Raw genomic sequence first — 14759 nt, 5'->3', positions numbered from 1 at the left:
GGCGCCTACTCCGCTGCGTGCAGCGTGCCTTCACGCACACCGGCCGTCCTGAAATCGAGGTCGCGGCTGACAAGGCGCTCCACGCCCGCCGAAGCATCGGCGAGCAGCGACCTGTAGCCGGTGATCGAACGAGCGAAAACGTTATAGATGACCACGGCGGGAATAGCCGCGACGAGGCCGATGGCCGTTGCAAGCAGGGCTTCCGCGATACCCGGCGCCACAACCGCGAGGTTCGTGGTCTGCGCCTGGCTGATATTGATGAATGAATTCATGATGCCCCAAACCGTGCCGAACAGACCGACAAACGGCGCGACCGATCCGATGGTCGCAAGAATGCCGGTGCCTTTGGACAGGCGGCGTCCGGCCTTGGCTTCGATGCGCGACAGGCGCGAGGATACACGTTCCTTGAGGCCTTCGCCGCCAGCGCGGGCAAGCGCCGGACCGGAAAGGCGAACTTCATCTTCCGCAGCACGGACCAGAACCGCACCCGGCCCCTTTGCTCCGTCGAGCGCACGTACCGCTTCGGCAAGCGTTGCCGAATGCCCGATAACCTTCAGTGCCTTATAGGCGCGGCGGCGCGCACCGGCCAGTTCCAGCGTCTTGGCGACCCAGACCGTCCATGTGGCAAGCGAAGCCAGCGCCAGACCGATCATCACCGCTTTCACGACCCAGTCGGCAGCCATGAACATGCCCCATGGCGACAGGTCGTGCGGGAGGATGAGGCCATTTTCGCTTTCGACCGGCGCGGCGGCAGGAGCAGCCGTCTGCGACTGGATCAGTTCAGGCGATGGCGCAGCAGCGGGAGCAGCAGGCGCCGTATTGGCCGGTGCGGGACTGGAAGGCGCTTCGACGGCAGGGGTCGCCGGTGCATTCGTCGGGGAGGATGCATCCTGCGGCGCGTTTTGGGCCAATGCAGAAGCCGCGCCCAGCAAGCCGATGCCCATCGCCGCAGCCATGAAGCCTTTTCGCCAGAAACCAGTCATTTTGTTCGCCTTTTGATTGTTCAAATCCGCGCGCACATGACCAAACCCTCATGCAGGCCGTCGCGCCGCCTGTTGGGCCTCTTCTTAACTCCCAATAATATGATGACGCAAGTCATGTTTTCATTTGAAGGGCATTTTCATCATGCAAAATTGGGGTCGGGGAAGATTTTTCGGCTCGCGCCTTTTTGCCAGTTGCACATTGGCGTCAAATCAGACCTGATAGGATGACCGAAGCGCTTCGGGATTGGTTTTAAAAACAAATTCCGGCGCGAGGGGAGGAAATGCAATTCCGCTTTGACCGGAATTTCGGAGGACATGCCAATGATGCTCAAGGATATCCAGACGCTTGAACATGCGGCACGCACTGCCATGGCTGGAAATGACGATCCCTTGCCGGTGCAGCAACGTTCGCTGAAGCCAACCCATGTCGGACTGGCCGTCATCATGCTGGCAGGCGCGGCTTACCTGCTGCTGGCCTAGGCAGCAATTACAACCTGAAAGGGCGCCAGCCTCATTTTCGCCATTAAAAAGCCGTTCCCTTCACAATTTTGACGCTTCAATAACACGGAATTTGAGTGGAACTGAAACCGTTTCCCCTCGTTTTTTCTCCTGTTGATGGCGAGATTCGCTCTCGCCTTCGGTTTGCCTTAATTACCGACAGGAGTTTTCATGAAACGATTTCTCGCCTCCACGGCTCTTGCCGCGCTGATCGCCCTGCCCGCTTTGGCTCAGGACCGTTCGCCGATTTTCTCCGATGAGAAACAGGAAAAGCCGATCGCCAGCGAGAATGGATATTTCGTTGCATCGCCCGGCCAGCTTCTGGTGTCGGGCTTCATCGGACAGGCGGTTTATAACGGCCCCTCCAATGATGCCGCCAATATCGGCACGGTCAATGACATGATCCTCGGCGCCAATGGCAGTCCGCTGGCGGTGGTGATCGGGGTCGGCGGCTTCCTCGGCGTGGGCGAAAAGAACGTCGCAATCGGCTTCGACCACCTGTCATGGGTGGTTCGCGAAGACGGGAAGCGCTGGCTGATCGTGGATGCCACCAAGGAACAGCTCGAAAAGGCACCGGCCTTCGACCGCAACACGGCTTTCGCAGCCGATGGCGCGCCGCGCGCCGAACCGCCTGCCGCCGAAAAGACGATCACCACGCAGAAGGCGGACAGGGCGATGCCCGAGGGCATGAAGCCGGTGCCATCGGAAGGACTGAGCGCCGACAAGCTGATCGGGGCGACTGTTTTCGGCGCGGACGAAACCAAGATCGGGACAGTCGGCGATGTGCTGATGTCCGCCGACGGGCAGACGGAGGCATTCGTCGTGGATGTCGGCGGCTTCCTCGGCATCAATTCCAAGCCGGTGGCCGTATCGATCGCCAATCTCGATGTAGCGAGCGGCAAGGACGACAAGCTCAACGTCTTCACGCAGTTCACCAAGGAACAGCTTGAGGCCCAGCCCGCCTATTCGGACGAAGCCTACAAGAAGGACCCGGAAGGCACGATCCTGCACGGCGAAGCCGAATAAAGCCTCGCACTATCCGCGGAAGCATTGCAGGCGATGCTTCCGCGCCTTCCAGCCGCGCCATTTACCATGCCTTGCAACAACCGCCCGGTCTTGTTGCCGCTGGCGGCTTTGCATGCAACCATTAGGCGGGCAGCACGTTATCCGAACGATCAGACAAAGAATGAACAGGAGAGCCGATATGGCGCGAGCATCCGCGAAAACGAGCAAGATCGAAGAAAAGATCGAGGAAGCGCTGACCGATGCCAGCGCGGAAGACCTTCAGGCACAGGTCGAGCAACTCAAGGAAGACATTGCCGCCATCGCGGCGACACTGGCCAATCTCGGTTCGCAGACGGTCCGCGACGCCAAACGCAGCGCGAAGGAGACCTACAAGAGCGCCTATATCCAGGGCGAGGACGCCATCGATGATCTGCGCAACAAGGCGCAGGATCTCGAAGCTCAGCTGACGGCAACGGTGCGGGAACGCCCGATTGCCTCGCTCGCCACTGCACTCGGCGTCGGCTATCTGCTGGCCCTGCTCTCGCGCCGCTGAGGCGGGTCATGCTGAAAGCTCTCATGCCCCTTTTGACTGCAATGGCAGGCGAGGAACTGAAGTTCGTGGCGGGCCAGACGAAACGCGCCGCGATCTTCGGCACGGCCATCGCGATCTTCGCGATCATCGCAGTCACCTTCCTCTGTGTCGCCGCTTTCCTGGCGCTTGCGCAGAGCTATGGCGGTCCGCTGGCGGCCCTCATTCTCGCGGCTTTGTCGCTGATCGTGGCCCTTCTCATCCTCGCGGTGATGAAGATTCAGGCTGCGTCAGAGGCCAGAAAGCGCAAGGAGAAAATGGAGGCGGACAAGACGGCCATAATGGCAACGGCAGCAATCGCAACCGTTCCCGCCATCCTCAAGCGGCCGATACTGGCCGCCGCCCTGCCGCTTGCGGGCATTGCGCTCGTCTCGCTGCTTTCCGAGAAGAAGAAGCGCCCGCCGCGAAGCTGATCCGCCTGATCGGGACACGCTGTCCAAACCTTGAAAACGCCGGCCTCATGGGGTCGGCGTTCGTCGTTCGGACCCAAGGGTTTCTATTGGCCAGCCGCCTTGTCGGAGCCTTCGAGGAGGGAGGACAGACGAACGATAACCCGCGTTCCAACACCATTATCGGTCTTGCAGTAAACCGGCTTTTCGCCGAACTGCATGCAAAGCTGCTCGATGACGAGCGTTCCGAGACCGTTCTTTTCGCCGGTTTTGTGATAGTCCAGTCCGACACCGTCATCTTCCACGACCAGCACCGGAACGGCATCCTCGCCCGGCTTCAGGCTGATGCGGATATGGCCTTCCGTGCGCCCCTTGAATGCATGCTTGATCGCATTGGTGACGAGTTCGCCCAGAATGATGCCGATCGTCGTCACATCGCGGGCTTTCAGGTCAAGCGGCGCCAGATCGGTGGTGAACTCGATCTTCCGATCCTGCCCGATGGCGTTGCGGATATCATCGATGACGGTGCCGAGAAAATCGTCCACGCGGGCCGATTCCATGTCCTCGCCCAGACGCAGGCGGCGGTGCGCCGTCGATACGGTCTGGACGCGGTCGCGGGCGGCGGCTAGCGCGGCGCGCGCATCCTCGCTGCGGGTCTGGCGCATCTGGAGGCCAAGCAGCGATGACACGGTTGCCAGCGAATTACCGATACGATGGTTGGTGTCCTGCAGCAGAAGCTCGACCCGCTGGCGTTCGCGCTCGGCGATGCGGCGCTCCTCTTCCAGCTCGGCGGTCCGTTCCTTCACGCGCTGTTCCAGCAACTGCTTTTCGGAACGCAGCGCGGTCTGCCCCTCGAACATCGACCGCGCATAACGCTGCACGCGGCTGAACAGCAAAAGCGCCAGCATGGCGGCGGAAGCCAGCGCCACGATGGAGGTGGCGGTCATCCAGTAGCGCATGCGGTTGATGCGCTTGTTGCGCTCGAGAAGCTGCTGTTCTTCCGCATCGATGAATTGCGTCACCGTACTGGCAAGCTGGTCCATCAGCACCTTGCCCTCGTCGCCGCGCACTTTCTCCACCGCTGCGGCCACATTGCCAGCCTGCGCAAGACCGACCGTCTCGCGCACATCTTCCTGTTCACGTTCGACCAGCGCGCGGATCTGCTTGACCCGCGCATCCTGCAACGGGTTCTGGTCCGTCAGGGCTTCAAGATCGGCGAGCGTCTTGTCGACGCTCAGGATCGTGTTGCGATAGAGATCGAGATAGGTCTCATCGAGCGTCAGAAGATAGCCGCGACGGCTCATCTCTATATTGCTGGCAAGGCGCGCAACCTTGTCGACCTGCTGGCGCAGGGCATAGTTGCGGGAAATATCGATCACCTGGTGGTTTACGCCTGACGACAGAAACAGCGTCATGATCGCCGACAGAAGCACGAGCCCAAGCGAGACGATAACCGCAACCGGCTTCGACGTCGATTGAAGCAGTTTTTTCCACAAGGCTGATGGCAAGACGCAACCCACAAACAACAATCACTGCGCCGACAAGAAATATCAGCAACCGCTAACCTACAAGTGACTGGAGATAAAAAGCAATCGCTGCGAACAAAAACCCGCACAGGTCCGGGTTTTCTGCAACAAAAGCTCTCCCCTGTCCGGCAGACAGGGGCATCAAAGATGCATCATGCGAAGCTTCTCAACGTGGCCCGCGATGAATCCGCATCGGGACCGTAATCGCTTTCGCCCTCGATCTTGAGGATTTCCTGCAGGCGCGTGCGGGCACGGCTGACGCGGCTCTTGATGGTTCCGACGGCGCAACCGCATATTTCGGCAGCTTCCTCATAGGCAAAGCCCGAGGCGCCGATCAGGATGATCGCTTCGCGCTGGTCGTCGGGCAACTGCTCCAGCGCTGCACGGAAATCCTGCAGGTCGAGCGTGCCATATTGGGAAGGATGCACGGCGAGCTGCTCGCTGAACACGCCATCCGTGTCCTGCACCTCGCGGCCGCGCTTACGCATCTGCGTGTAGAACTCATTGCGCAAAATGGTGAACAGCCAGGCCTTCATATTGGTCCCCATCTCGAAGGACTCCTGCTTGGCCCAGGCTTTCATGATCGTATCCTGTACGAGATCATCCGCCTTGTCATGCTGGCCGATCAGCGACACCGCGAAGGCGCGCAGGCTCGGCAGCGACGACAGGAGTTCTCGCTTGAACTGTGCATTACTCTCAACCGACGGACCGGGTGCTGTGTTCACGCATACTCTCCTGTTCAGCCTGATCGAGTTTTTCGAGAAGATCGAGGAAGCGATCCGGGATCGTCTCATCCTGTATCGAGGTGTACAGTGCCTTTAGTTTCAATCCGACTTCACAATTTGGTCCTAATATATCCTTCTGAACACGGCGGGTCGACCGAACCCCGGCTCCGTTCATAAGAAGGTTTTCTTTTTCTGCCATATCTTGATCATTCCGGGCTGATTGCCCTACCCTATTAATCTAAGCCCCTGCTTGTCCGGGAAATGCGCGGGTTTCTAAAAAGTTCCCGATTATATTTCCAACTTGCGGAACTTTTTTCAAAACGCCCCGTTTAGGGTAACATAATGCTGCGCTCAAAGCATAGGCGGGAGAGGGTCAAACCTGCTCGCCAATGTGCATTCAATGAACGAAAGCGGCAGTTGAGGAGTTCCATTACCATGACGTTATCGACGCGTATCGCGCCGCACCTTCCCTATCTTCGTCGTTTTTCCCGCGCTCTTACCGGCTCGCAGGCTTCCGGCGATGCCTATGTGGCGGCGGCGCTTGAAGCATTGATCGCCGATGTGAGCATATTCCCGGAGGGATCCTCCGACCGGATCGGTCTCTATCGCCTTTTCTGCAACCTCTACAAGACAGCCTCCGTCCGCGTGCCGGAACCGGCGTCGGAATTTGCATGGGAACAGCAGGCGGCAAGAAATCTTGCCCATATCGCCCCGCTGCCGCGTCAGGCCTTCCTGCTTGTGGCAGTAGAGGGTTTTTCCGACAAGGAAGCCGCCGAAATTCTCGAACTGGACGACGCCGAACTGAGCCGCGTCCTGTCGGTCGCTTCGACCGAAATTTCGCGCCAGGTGGCGACGCGCATCATGATCATCGAGGATGAGCCGCTGATCGCGATGGATATCGAGCAGATGGTGGAAAGCCTCGGCCATGAGGTCGTGGGCATCGCGCGCACCAGGGACGAGGCGCTGGCGCTCTACAGGCAGGAGAAGCCGCGCATGGTGCTGGCCGATATCCAGCTCGCCGATGGCAGCTCGGGCATCGATGCGGTGAATGAAATCCTGCAGAACGATGCGATACCCGTCATCTTCATCACCGCATTCCCGGAACGCCTGTTGACGGGCGAACGCCCGGAACCGACCTTCCTCGTCACCAAGCCGTTCAATCCGGATATGGTGAAAGCACTGATCAGCCAGGCGCTCTTTTTCGAGGAAGCCTCGCAGGTCGCAGCCTAGCGGCAGGGAGCGAAGCGATTGCCTTGATACGAAGTCCCGGAAGGCATGCCTTTCGGGACTTCGGCCCGTTAGCACTTCGCCCATCTGTCAATCACCCCGCCTTACGCCCCGTCATGAGTATTTAGAGTTGTGAGCGCGCTAATTTTCCCCGGACCACGGAACAAATACCGCTTGGATGGCGTTTCTTCTTCACCCAATAAAGAGGAGACCGAAAATGCTTTACTATGCGCTTGTATTTCTCGTGGTGGCACTCGTAGCAGGTGCGCTTGGCTTCGGCGGCATCGCTGGTGCGTCGGCTGGTATAGCGCAGATTCTGTTCTTTGTGTTCCTTGCCTTGCTCGTCATTTCGCTCATCGCGTCGGCGATCCGCAAGGCCTAGACCGCACAAAACCGAAGGCTGTTTTTGACCTCCTGAAAGCCCAGCCTATATTAGACTCAAGTGAAGGTGACCGCCGCATAAGCCATGCGGCGGTTTACCGATTTAAGGATTTGGGCCGGTCCAAGGACCGGAAGATGAAGGCTCGACCGCGACCCGCCAACCGGTCGAAGAAAACGGACGCCATGGCACGCAGATTTCCGATCAGTCTTTCCGGAGTTTTTGACGTGTCGCCAATGGGCGGTCCGACTATTTGTTTCGTTGCATCCTCCACCGCAAAACCGCTTGGCACTTTTGCTGGAAATGCGCTGAGTGGGCTGCGGGTTGAATGAGGCAGACATGACAGCTGGCACAAAATTTAACCTGCAGGATACCGAGCCGGACGCAGCGCGTCTGAGGGCGCTGTTGCGGGCAGTGCGCAACAGCAATGTCTGCGTGCTCTATCAAGGCCCCGACCTCGCCTATTCATGGGGCGAGAACATTCCGCTCTACTGGCAGGAAAAGTGGAAAGTGGGCGGCAACGACTGCGACTTCATCTTCTCCGCAGCCCTGCACAAGCTCGTCGGCGCCAAGCAGGCGGCGCTTGATACGGGCGAAGCGCAGAATGTCGAGATCGCCATCAATGACGGCGACAAGCTGCGCTGGATAGAGTTTCATGTCGATTGTGACCGCGACGACGAGGGCAATATTCAGGGCCTCGTCACCACGGCGATCGAGATCAGCGAGCTGAAGCGGCGCGAGCAGGTACTGAAGACGCTGCTGCGCGAAGTAAGTCACCGCTCCAAGAACCTTCTGGCCATCGTGCAGAGCATCGCCAGCCAGACGGCGCGCTTTACAGACACAATCGATGATTTCCTGCTGAAGTTTCGCGGGCGCATCCAGTCGCTGTCCTATTCGCAGGATCTGGTGACGGATTCGAACTGGCGCGGCGCATTGTTTCGCGATCTCGTGCATTCGCAGGTCGAGAAATATATCGACGTCAGCGACGAGCGCCTGAGCATCGAAGGGGATAACCCCTATCTTTTCCCGGGCGCGGCCCTGCATGTCGGCCTGGCGCTGCACGAACTGGTGGTCAATGCGACCTCGTTCGGCGGACTTTCCATCCCCTATGGCCGGGTGAAGATTTCGGCGAAGGTCCTTCATCTGACGGGCGGCATTGACCGGCTGGAATTCCTCTGGGAAGAAACCAATCCGGCGATGCCCGAGGTTTTCGAGCATGACCCGCGCTTCGGCAGCGCCGTGTTGCAGCGCATCGTTCCCGCCTCCGTCAATGGTCACGCCGATTATCGCATAGACGGTACCGGGGCGGTCTATTCGCTCACCATCCCCACGGAGCAGTTCGACGCCTGAGGCGCAAACCGTGGCCGGGCATTCTGGGACATTTGGGAGATCAAAAAAAAGCCGCCATGGTCCGGCCTTGAGCCTGAACCACGGCGACTTGCTCTGAATTTGCGGAACGCCAGCTGCTTAACGTTTGACGGTCAGCGCGGCATTCTCGCCGCTCGCCTCGTGCGGGGAGGTTGAGGCGAACTGTGAAGACCGCGTTGTGGGGGCGGGGTCACGGCCTTCATGGGCGCTAAACGCGGCAAACGAAATTTGGTTCCGTCAGTTTCCGATTTTTTTGCAATAAAGTTCGAGCCGGTGATGGACGATCTCGTAACCGAGCGACCGGGCGATTTCTTCCTGCAGCTTTTCGATCTTGTCGGAGCGGAATTCGACCACTTCGCCGGAATCCATGTCGATGATATGGTCGTGATGCGCGCCGCTTGCCTGCTCGAAACGCGAGGGCCCGCCCGCAAAGGCGTGCCGGTGAATCGCGCCGCGCTCTTCCAGAAGCTTCATCGTTCGATAGACGGTCGACAGCGAAATGCTGCTGTCGATCTCGACCGCCCGGCGGAAAATCTCCAGCGCGTCGGGGTGATCTTCCGTCTCGGTCAATATGTTCAGGATGATCCGGCGCGGCCGCGTGATGCGGACGCCTGCCTGGCGCAGTTCCTGTTCATAATCGGGTTTCTTGTACGATTCACTCATGCGGCAATTATGCACTGTCCCGGCTCCAGTTGCAAATTTTTGCAACTGGCAGCACAGCGATCTCCCCAGCCCTTGTTGGGATTGCGCATGGGAGCGCGTTTCGATCTGGTTGAATCAGATCGGCGCTCCAATCTCGTCTGTTTGAAGCATGATCTTGTCGACCCTTGGTTCACTCCGTCCGGATCATGCCCCAGTGACCGGGCTCCACCTGCGAGCCGGACACCTTGTCATTCAAATGGTATTGTCCCCTGCCGACCCGCACGAAAAGCGCATCGCCTTCCGGTTGATTGGCGGTACAGTTTTCGGCGAGGAAGGAGAAGTATCTGGAGTAAGGCCAGCCGGGAGCGACGCGACGCACGTCTCTCGGCGTGAAAGGTTCGGCAAGAATGCCCTTCACCCTGACCGCATTATGGATTTGAGGATAAATAGTCGATCCAATTTTCCACATGTCCCGATACTATCACTACCATGCGTAGCATTCATATCCCGTGAACACGGGATGCGCGTTGGAATATGTTACTTGGAGCGCCTATGGATTCAGCCGGATCAGCCCTTCGATCTACGCTTACCCCTCTTCCGCTCCCTGTCTGGCCGATATCCACGCTATCGCAAACGCGAAACGATCCGGCGGAAAGAAAATACTGAAGCACTCTAAATAATAGAAAGACGGAGCCGGAGTAGACTGACATCGTCTGCGATTCTCTTGACAAAGCCGCTGCAGAGCAGCATCAAAAGAAAGATATTAATATCTCAACGATACTACACAACATATCGCCCTTTCTTTCAAACTATCTAAATTAGTATTGTTCAATGCCGAAGGTCAGCGTTGTAATTCCAGCCTTTAATGCGGCAAGCTCCATCGGCAGAGCCCTCAACTCGCTGATGCGTCAATCGCGAGACGATTTTGAAATCATAGTGGTGGACGATAGAAGCACCGACGAGACGATGGAGATCGTCAGTCAACACATTCTCGCGCTTCAAGGTAAATTGCGGGTCTACTCGCAGCCCGACAATTACGGGCCCGCCGCGGCTCGCAACATGGGTTGGTCCTTGGCCCGCGCGGATTATGTGGCCTTTCTCGATGCCGATGACGCCTGGCATGAAGACAAGCTGAAGTGGCAACTTGCCATCATGGAAGACGGCGCCGATATTTCCGGCCATCGAACACCCCTGATCCACTCCGAAAGCCGGCTCAGCGAGACATTGCCCCGAGCAGTGACGGCGAGAAATCTCCGCCGCTTGGACGTGCTCCTCAAAAATCCGTTCAACACCTCTTCGGTTATTGTCCGTCGCGATCTGCCTCTTCGCTTCTCCGAACAGTTGCGATGCACCGAGGATTATCTGCTTTGGTGCGAGATCGTCATGGGTGGGTATCGGAGTGTGGCGCTCGATCCACCCGTGGCGTTTGTATTCAAGCCGTTCTATGGACATTCTGGCTTGTCGGCGGATTTGCGCGCCATGCAACAGGGGGAACTAACCGTCTATGACCGATTATATGAGGCGCGGCAGCTGTCACGCGCAGCATGTCTCGGATTGAAAGCCTGGCCCTGCATCCGATATTGGCGGCGATGCCTGATTAGCCGACTCAGGTTACATCAGTCCCATGACCGATAAGTCGCTTCGGGTATATTTCCTCTATGTCGGTTTTGTCTGCCTGATATTTGTTGTTGCGTGGCACCGGCCTCTGATGTCGCCTGATAGCTGGGCGCTGTATGATCTCAGCCGCTGGCTTTGGCACGGTGAAACAGTGACCGGCATTCGCCAGTACCGTGTAGGCACCGGTCTGCCGATCAGCCATCCATTCTTCTTCCCGTTTCTGAGCGGTGGCCTTGACCAACTGTTCGGTACAGGTTTTCGCTCCGGCCTTGTCGTGAATATTGCAGCAATCCTGCTTTTGCCGTGGCTCATCTATCTGGCCATAAAGCCGATTGCAGAAAGCAGGAAGGGCGCGGTTTTCATTTCATGGGGTGCGACTGTCGGCCTCTGCCTTAACTGGTTTTTCCTCGAGGAAGTCGTCGCCGGACGCACAATACCCGTTGCTGCCTGCCTTGTGGCGCTGGCACTGCGCTTTTTCTTCCTTGGCGCCCAACAACGCAATCTGGTCTTTGCGATCCAGCTGGGATTGGTCCTCGGCGTTCTTGCGCTCACCCGGTTCGATACGCTGTCATTTGGCCTTATACTGGCTGTCGGCACATGGCTGGTCTGGGCGCCCGGGAGAAAGCGCTGGATGGCGCTGCTTATCACCACTGTCCTGTTTCTCGTCGGATATGCACCTTATCTGGTCTATTCCATTCAGTGTTGCGGCACCGTTCTCGCAACAGAAACCCGAGGCATTGCGATAACAGCACCGCCAACAAGCCCCACGACTTACTGGCCTGTCCCTCCGCCAACCCTTCTGGATGCGCCGACAATCTGGATGGAGCGGCTGGTCCGGTCCATGCTTGATTCCGGCCGGGCCTTGTTGCTGGCCGTCCTCATTTCCCCTCTCCCGGCACTGCTCGCTTTCACCCCGATTTTTTCAGGCCCGTCGACGAAACACCCGCCGCAGTCGGCGACTGTTGCGATTATTCCGATCCTCGCGCTGGCGTCGATCGCTTTCGGCCCGATCCTCCTTGCTTTTCCTCAAGGCCGATATTTCGTGCTGCCCGTCGTGTTTATCTGCTCAATCGTGGCTGCAAATTGGGGCGGCTCGCTTTTGACCACGCGCCATACCCCCGTCGGCTGAAATTTGCAGCCATATGCGCTGGCTTCATTGGAATTGCCGCGTGCGGCTATGGCTGGAGTCGCAGCACACCGCTCCTTCCCCAATCCCTGATCGACGCGGCAGCCGAATGTGCCACGGGCGGTCGATTATTGGTGAAGGGGCAGCGCGGTCCGGAAATTGCGGCCCGAAGCAGAGCACCAACATTGCTTGAGCCGGACAATTGGAGTTTTCTGGTTGCAGCCGAAAAGGATCAGTTCCTGCATGACTACCGCGCAAGCGCCATTTTTGATCCGGAAAGTGGCATTTGCGAGCGCTTGCCTAATGCGGAGCCCGCCTTCAGAAACTGATAGCAGTTCTGGCAGCCAGCTTTGCCGGTCAAGCAGACAGGAAGTTTGAGCGCTGCAAGAGATGCCGGGACATGGCCCGGTGCAGCAGACCTTGAAGCGCTATGGATGAGAGCAATGTCCCCAGTGCGGCGCCGGTCAGCCCAAAGGGGAGAGCAAGTGCTGAAACAAACATCACTTCGATAACCAGCCCGATCCCCAGACCATACAATGCGGTCTTTTCACCGTTGGTCAGGGACAGCGCCAATTGAGGAAACAGGGCGGCAGCACGGACGACATGGACAAGCAGAAGCGCGATCAGTGCGAAATGTCCTGCATCATATCCCTCGCCGAAGGCGGTACGAAGCGCATCGCCGCCAATGAAGAGCGAGGCTGCGACCAGTGGCAGTGTCAAGGCAAGTGTCACACGCCGCGCCTGTCGTAATATGGCTACAGCGCTTTCGCCCTGGCGATAAGCCTTTGCAATGGCGGGAGCATAAAGCAGCGAAGTCGCCAGCGCCGGGAACCCGCCTATTTCCGAAACCGTCAGCACGGCTCCATAGAGGCCCGCAGCATCAGCACCGGAAATATAACCAAGTATCAACAGGTCCAGTCGCGAGAGAAGCAACTGCCCCGTCGCAAGCAGTGTGAGCCAGAAAGCAGCCGATTGCAGCCTGATCCGCAAGGCTTTAGCGGCGGCCCAGTCGGCGGAAACCCCATATCCCATTTGCCGGGCGAGCAGAGCTGTCACGACCATTGCCACACCGGCTCCGCAACAAACGAGCAACAGCGCAAAGACGGACGAGCCGAGACGCATTCCCAGAAGTGAAAGGATCAGCAGGACGGCAAGCGGCAAGCCATCGCGCAGAAAGCGTTCTGGAGCATGTCCAGCTTGCGGATAGCCAAGCCCCGTTAGAATTCCCGCAAAAAAACGGGTACTGGCCAGTAATGGAGTGAGGAGACAGATCAGCGCCACTAGTTCAGGAGACAGTACCTGCCGGTAGAGGATAAACCAGACCGACCACGTGATTGCCGCCATGGCAAGGGATGCCATGACGATCATTGAATGACCGGCAAGGACAAATGCACTCCTTATCCGAGGAGCATCTTTCCACTCCTGCACATGACGCGAAGCAAGCACATCGTAGCCGCATAACGCACCCCAGCAAGTTATCGATGCGATCGACATGGCAAGCATGTAAGAGCCATATTCCGCGAGAGACAGGGAACGGGCCAAGACAAGATTGAGACCAAGCGCAAGCAGGCTTCCGCCGGAGATTTGAGCGACGAGACTCAACTGGCTGATTATGGCGCGCATGAGAGACGGGATTTGGAGCCGGGCGTACAACACAGCGAATTCTTATGGCGTGGAAACTTTGGTCAAGGAACAGCCCTCTTTGTCAGCAGCTATCATTTTCATGCCTTCGTTATCGAGAAACATCTCCTCCAGCTCTCGATCACCCACGCTTATATTCGACACGGCGACTGACTGGATTTTGATGTCAGCATAGTCCGCCAGCGGTCCGAGCTTTTTCATGTCGAGTTTGACCTGGTCGCCAGCCCGCGCGAAAACGGGGAAGGAGAACGAGCTTACATCCGTCGGCAGACTGACGGGCGTCGGCGGCAGCAGGGAAGTATCCACTCCGTCTATTGAAATGAGGTAGCGCGTCGAACGGCCGATTACGGGGATATAGGAGACAGAATTCGTCACATTGTAGCTGATGACCACTTCTCTGAGTGTAAAGGCACAGCTGTCCGACGCATCGACGGGCGGAAGCTTGACAGGCAAGGAGGACGAAATCTGCTGCGCTGCCGTTTCCCGGTAGTCGGTCGCATCATCCCTTTTCCAGAGGCCGAAATCAGGGTTGGAATATTGCAATTTATAGTGTTGGAGCACTTGCTTGAACAAAGGCCAATGCCAGTTCTCTAACCATGCCGTGAAAGGACTGACCTTCGTAAAACTGAAGTAGTCTGGAGCGGCAGAGGCGAATGTCCTGTAATAATTTTCGCGATCCTTGCGAGACAGCGCATGGATCGACAGCTCTACCGGCGCCGGATTTCTCTTGTCGTAGAGAATATTGATCATGCTGCCGGGATAGATTTCCCAGATCGTCTTGTCGTGAATATTGCTGGGACGTGGTTGAGGGGAAGCCGCTTGATCATCTGTCGCCGTAACGAGCTCGAGATTCATGCTTCTGTTCCATACCTCTTCCATCGAAATCTGCCCTTGTTTACCGAAAGCGGCAGCGAACGACTGTTCCTGCTTCTCCGTCAAATCTTCCCAACGGGCGATGGTGCGTTCATGGAGTGCCCCCCATTTCGCCGGACAAATCAGCTATTGAGACAATGCTTTGATGAACTCCCTTGGGGAGGCCATTTT

17 protein-coding genes are annotated in these 14759 nt (G+C 57.8%); 9 read left to right on the top strand and 8 right to left on the bottom strand.

The genetic code is table 11. From position 1 onward, the window contains the following. Window positions 1–5: 5 nt before the first annotated feature. Window positions 6–1019 (bottom strand): tonB-system energizer ExbB, encoded by a 1014-nt coding sequence (gene exbB / locus JNC63_RS20885; protein ID WP_063620363.1) that lies wholly within the window; start codon window positions 1017–1019, stop codon window positions 6–8. Between the two features lie 285 nt (window positions 1020–1304). On the opposite strand from exbB, the gene JNC63_RS20880 reads away from it, so the two are divergent. The 4 genes from JNC63_RS20880 to JNC63_RS20865 all read left to right on the top strand — a co-directional run bounded on the left by JNC63_RS20880 (window position 1305) and on the right by JNC63_RS20865 (window position 3488). After that, window positions 1305–1463, top strand: a complete 159-nt coding sequence (locus JNC63_RS20880) for a hypothetical protein (protein WP_162994762.1) — start codon at window positions 1305–1307, stop codon at window positions 1461–1463. Window positions 1464–1652: 189 nt separating this feature from the next. After that, the gene (locus JNC63_RS20875; protein WP_063620364.1) at window positions 1653–2507 is read left to right on the top strand and encodes a PRC-barrel domain-containing protein; all 855 of its coding nucleotides are present in this window, start codon (window positions 1653–1655) and stop codon (window positions 2505–2507) included. A 178-nt stretch (window positions 2508–2685) separates the two neighbouring features. Further along, window positions 2686–3039 (top strand): ElaB/YgaM/YqjD family protein, encoded by a 354-nt coding sequence (locus tag JNC63_RS20870; protein ID WP_006473237.1) that lies wholly within the window; start codon window positions 2686–2688, stop codon window positions 3037–3039. Between the two features lie 8 nt (window positions 3040–3047). Next, window positions 3048–3488, top strand: coding sequence for a hypothetical protein (locus JNC63_RS20865; RefSeq protein ID WP_063620365.1), 441 nt, complete (start codon window positions 3048–3050; stop codon window positions 3486–3488). Between the two features lie 83 nt (window positions 3489–3571). Here the strand turns inward: JNC63_RS20865 and JNC63_RS20860 are convergent, their stop codons facing one another. The 3 genes from JNC63_RS20860 to JNC63_RS20850 all read right to left on the bottom strand — a co-directional run bounded on the left by JNC63_RS20860 (window position 3572) and on the right by JNC63_RS20850 (window position 5914). Beyond that, entirely contained in the window at window positions 3572–4972 is a 1401-nt protein-coding gene (locus JNC63_RS20860) for a sensor histidine kinase (protein WP_063620372.1), read from the bottom strand. A gap of 170 nt (window positions 4973–5142) precedes the next feature. Continuing rightward, window positions 5143–5715, bottom strand: a complete 573-nt coding sequence (locus JNC63_RS20855) for an RNA polymerase sigma factor (RefSeq protein WP_006467673.1) — start codon at window positions 5713–5715, stop codon at window positions 5143–5145. Next, window positions 5687–5914 carry a NepR family anti-sigma factor gene (locus JNC63_RS20850; RefSeq protein WP_006467674.1) on the bottom strand — a complete coding sequence of 76 codons (228 nt, stop codon included), beginning with the start codon at window positions 5912–5914 and terminating at the stop codon, window positions 5687–5689. Before JNC63_RS20850 ends, JNC63_RS20855 begins: the two co-directional genes overlap by 29 nt. A 236-nt stretch (window positions 5915–6150) precedes the next feature. Between JNC63_RS20850 and JNC63_RS20845 the strand changes: the two genes are divergently transcribed. The 3 genes from JNC63_RS20845 (at window position 6151) to JNC63_RS20835 (ending at window position 8671) form a co-directional block, all read left to right on the top strand. Beyond that, the gene (locus tag JNC63_RS20845; RefSeq protein ID WP_022569738.1) at window positions 6151–6945 is read left to right on the top strand and encodes a response regulator; all 795 of its coding nucleotides are present in this window, start codon (window positions 6151–6153) and stop codon (window positions 6943–6945) included. Between the two features lie 214 nt (window positions 6946–7159). Continuing rightward, window positions 7160–7324, top strand: coding sequence for a DUF1328 domain-containing protein (locus JNC63_RS20840; RefSeq protein WP_006473348.1), 165 nt, complete (start codon window positions 7160–7162; stop codon window positions 7322–7324). Window positions 7325–7660: 336 nt separating this feature from the next. Then, complete coding sequence (locus JNC63_RS20835; RefSeq protein ID WP_063881660.1) at window positions 7661–8671, top strand: sensor histidine kinase; 1011 nt, start codon at window positions 7661–7663, stop codon at window positions 8669–8671. 255 nt (window positions 8672–8926) lie between these two features. Here the strand turns inward: JNC63_RS20835 and JNC63_RS20830 are convergent, their stop codons facing one another. Next, on the bottom strand, window positions 8927–9352 hold the full coding sequence (locus tag JNC63_RS20830) for a Fur family transcriptional regulator (RefSeq protein WP_006473346.1): 426 nt from the start codon (window positions 9350–9352) through the stop codon (window positions 8927–8929). Window positions 9353–9521: 169 nt separating this feature from the next. Beyond that, complete coding sequence (locus JNC63_RS20825) at window positions 9522–9800, bottom strand: hypothetical protein (protein WP_063620367.1); 279 nt, start codon at window positions 9798–9800, stop codon at window positions 9522–9524. A gap of 362 nt (window positions 9801–10162) precedes the next feature. Between JNC63_RS20825 and JNC63_RS20820 the strand changes: the two genes are divergently transcribed. Next, window positions 10163–10966 carry a glycosyltransferase family 2 protein gene (locus JNC63_RS20820; RefSeq protein WP_081252478.1) on the top strand — a complete coding sequence of 268 codons (804 nt, stop codon included), beginning with the start codon at window positions 10163–10165 and terminating at the stop codon, window positions 10964–10966. Then, a complete protein-coding gene (locus JNC63_RS20815) occupies window positions 10956–12077 on the top strand; it encodes a glycosyltransferase family 39 protein (protein ID WP_374846743.1) in 1122 nt (373 codons plus the stop codon). The genes JNC63_RS20820 and JNC63_RS20815 overlap by 11 nt, the downstream gene beginning before the upstream one ends. 354 nt (window positions 12078–12431) lie before the next feature. Here the strand turns inward: JNC63_RS20815 and JNC63_RS20810 are convergent, their stop codons facing one another. Next, on the bottom strand, window positions 12432–13697 hold the full coding sequence (locus JNC63_RS20810) for an oligosaccharide flippase family protein (RefSeq protein WP_063620370.1): 1266 nt from the start codon (window positions 13695–13697) through the stop codon (window positions 12432–12434). Window positions 13698–13739: 42 nt separating this feature from the next. After that, entirely contained in the window at window positions 13740–14654 is a 915-nt protein-coding gene (locus tag JNC63_RS20805; RefSeq protein ID WP_245670615.1) for a hypothetical protein, read from the bottom strand. Window positions 14655–14759: the final 105 nt, after the last annotated feature.

This window comes from Brucella ciceri (assembly GCF_041930145.1).
Taxonomy (GTDB): domain Bacteria; phylum Pseudomonadota; class Alphaproteobacteria; order Rhizobiales; family Rhizobiaceae; genus Brucella; species Brucella intermedia.
Note: the sequence above shows the minus strand (reverse complement) of the source record. Positions and strands in the feature narration are given on the sequence as shown.

Excerpts from the sequence above, each read along its gene's own strand:
- JNC63_RS20830 (WP_006473346.1), bottom strand. The coding sequence starts at position 9,352 with ATGAGTGAATCGTACAAGAAACCCGATTATGAACAGGAACTGCGCCAG.
- JNC63_RS20835 (WP_063881660.1), top strand. The coding sequence starts at position 7,661 with ATGACAGCTGGCACAAAATTTAACCTGCAGGATACCGAGCCGGACGCA.
- JNC63_RS20865 (WP_063620365.1), top strand. The coding sequence starts at position 3,048 with ATGCTGAAAGCTCTCATGCCCCTTTTGACTGCAATGGCAGGCGAGGAA.
- JNC63_RS20875 (WP_063620364.1), top strand. The coding sequence starts at position 1,653 with ATGAAACGATTTCTCGCCTCCACGGCTCTTGCCGCGCTGATCGCCCTG.
- JNC63_RS20880 (WP_162994762.1), top strand. The coding sequence starts at position 1,305 with ATGATGCTCAAGGATATCCAGACGCTTGAACATGCGGCACGCACTGCC.
- JNC63_RS20825 (WP_063620367.1), bottom strand. The coding sequence starts at position 9,800 with ATGTGGAAAATTGGATCGACTATTTATCCTCAAATCCATAATGCGGTC.
- JNC63_RS20810 (WP_063620370.1), bottom strand. The coding sequence starts at position 13,697 with ATGCGCGCCATAATCAGCCAGTTGAGTCTCGTCGCTCAAATCTCCGGC.
- JNC63_RS20850 (WP_006467674.1), bottom strand. The coding sequence starts at position 5,914 with ATGGCAGAAAAAGAAAACCTTCTTATGAACGGAGCCGGGGTTCGGTCG.
- JNC63_RS20820 (WP_081252478.1), top strand. The coding sequence starts at position 10,163 with ATGCCGAAGGTCAGCGTTGTAATTCCAGCCTTTAATGCGGCAAGCTCC.
- JNC63_RS20870 (WP_006473237.1), top strand. The coding sequence starts at position 2,686 with ATGGCGCGAGCATCCGCGAAAACGAGCAAGATCGAAGAAAAGATCGAG.
- JNC63_RS20815 (WP_374846743.1), top strand. The coding sequence starts at position 10,956 with ATGACCGATAAGTCGCTTCGGGTATATTTCCTCTATGTCGGTTTTGTC.
- JNC63_RS20845 (WP_022569738.1), top strand. The coding sequence starts at position 6,151 with ATGACGTTATCGACGCGTATCGCGCCGCACCTTCCCTATCTTCGTCGT.
- JNC63_RS20840 (WP_006473348.1), top strand. The coding sequence starts at position 7,160 with ATGCTTTACTATGCGCTTGTATTTCTCGTGGTGGCACTCGTAGCAGGT.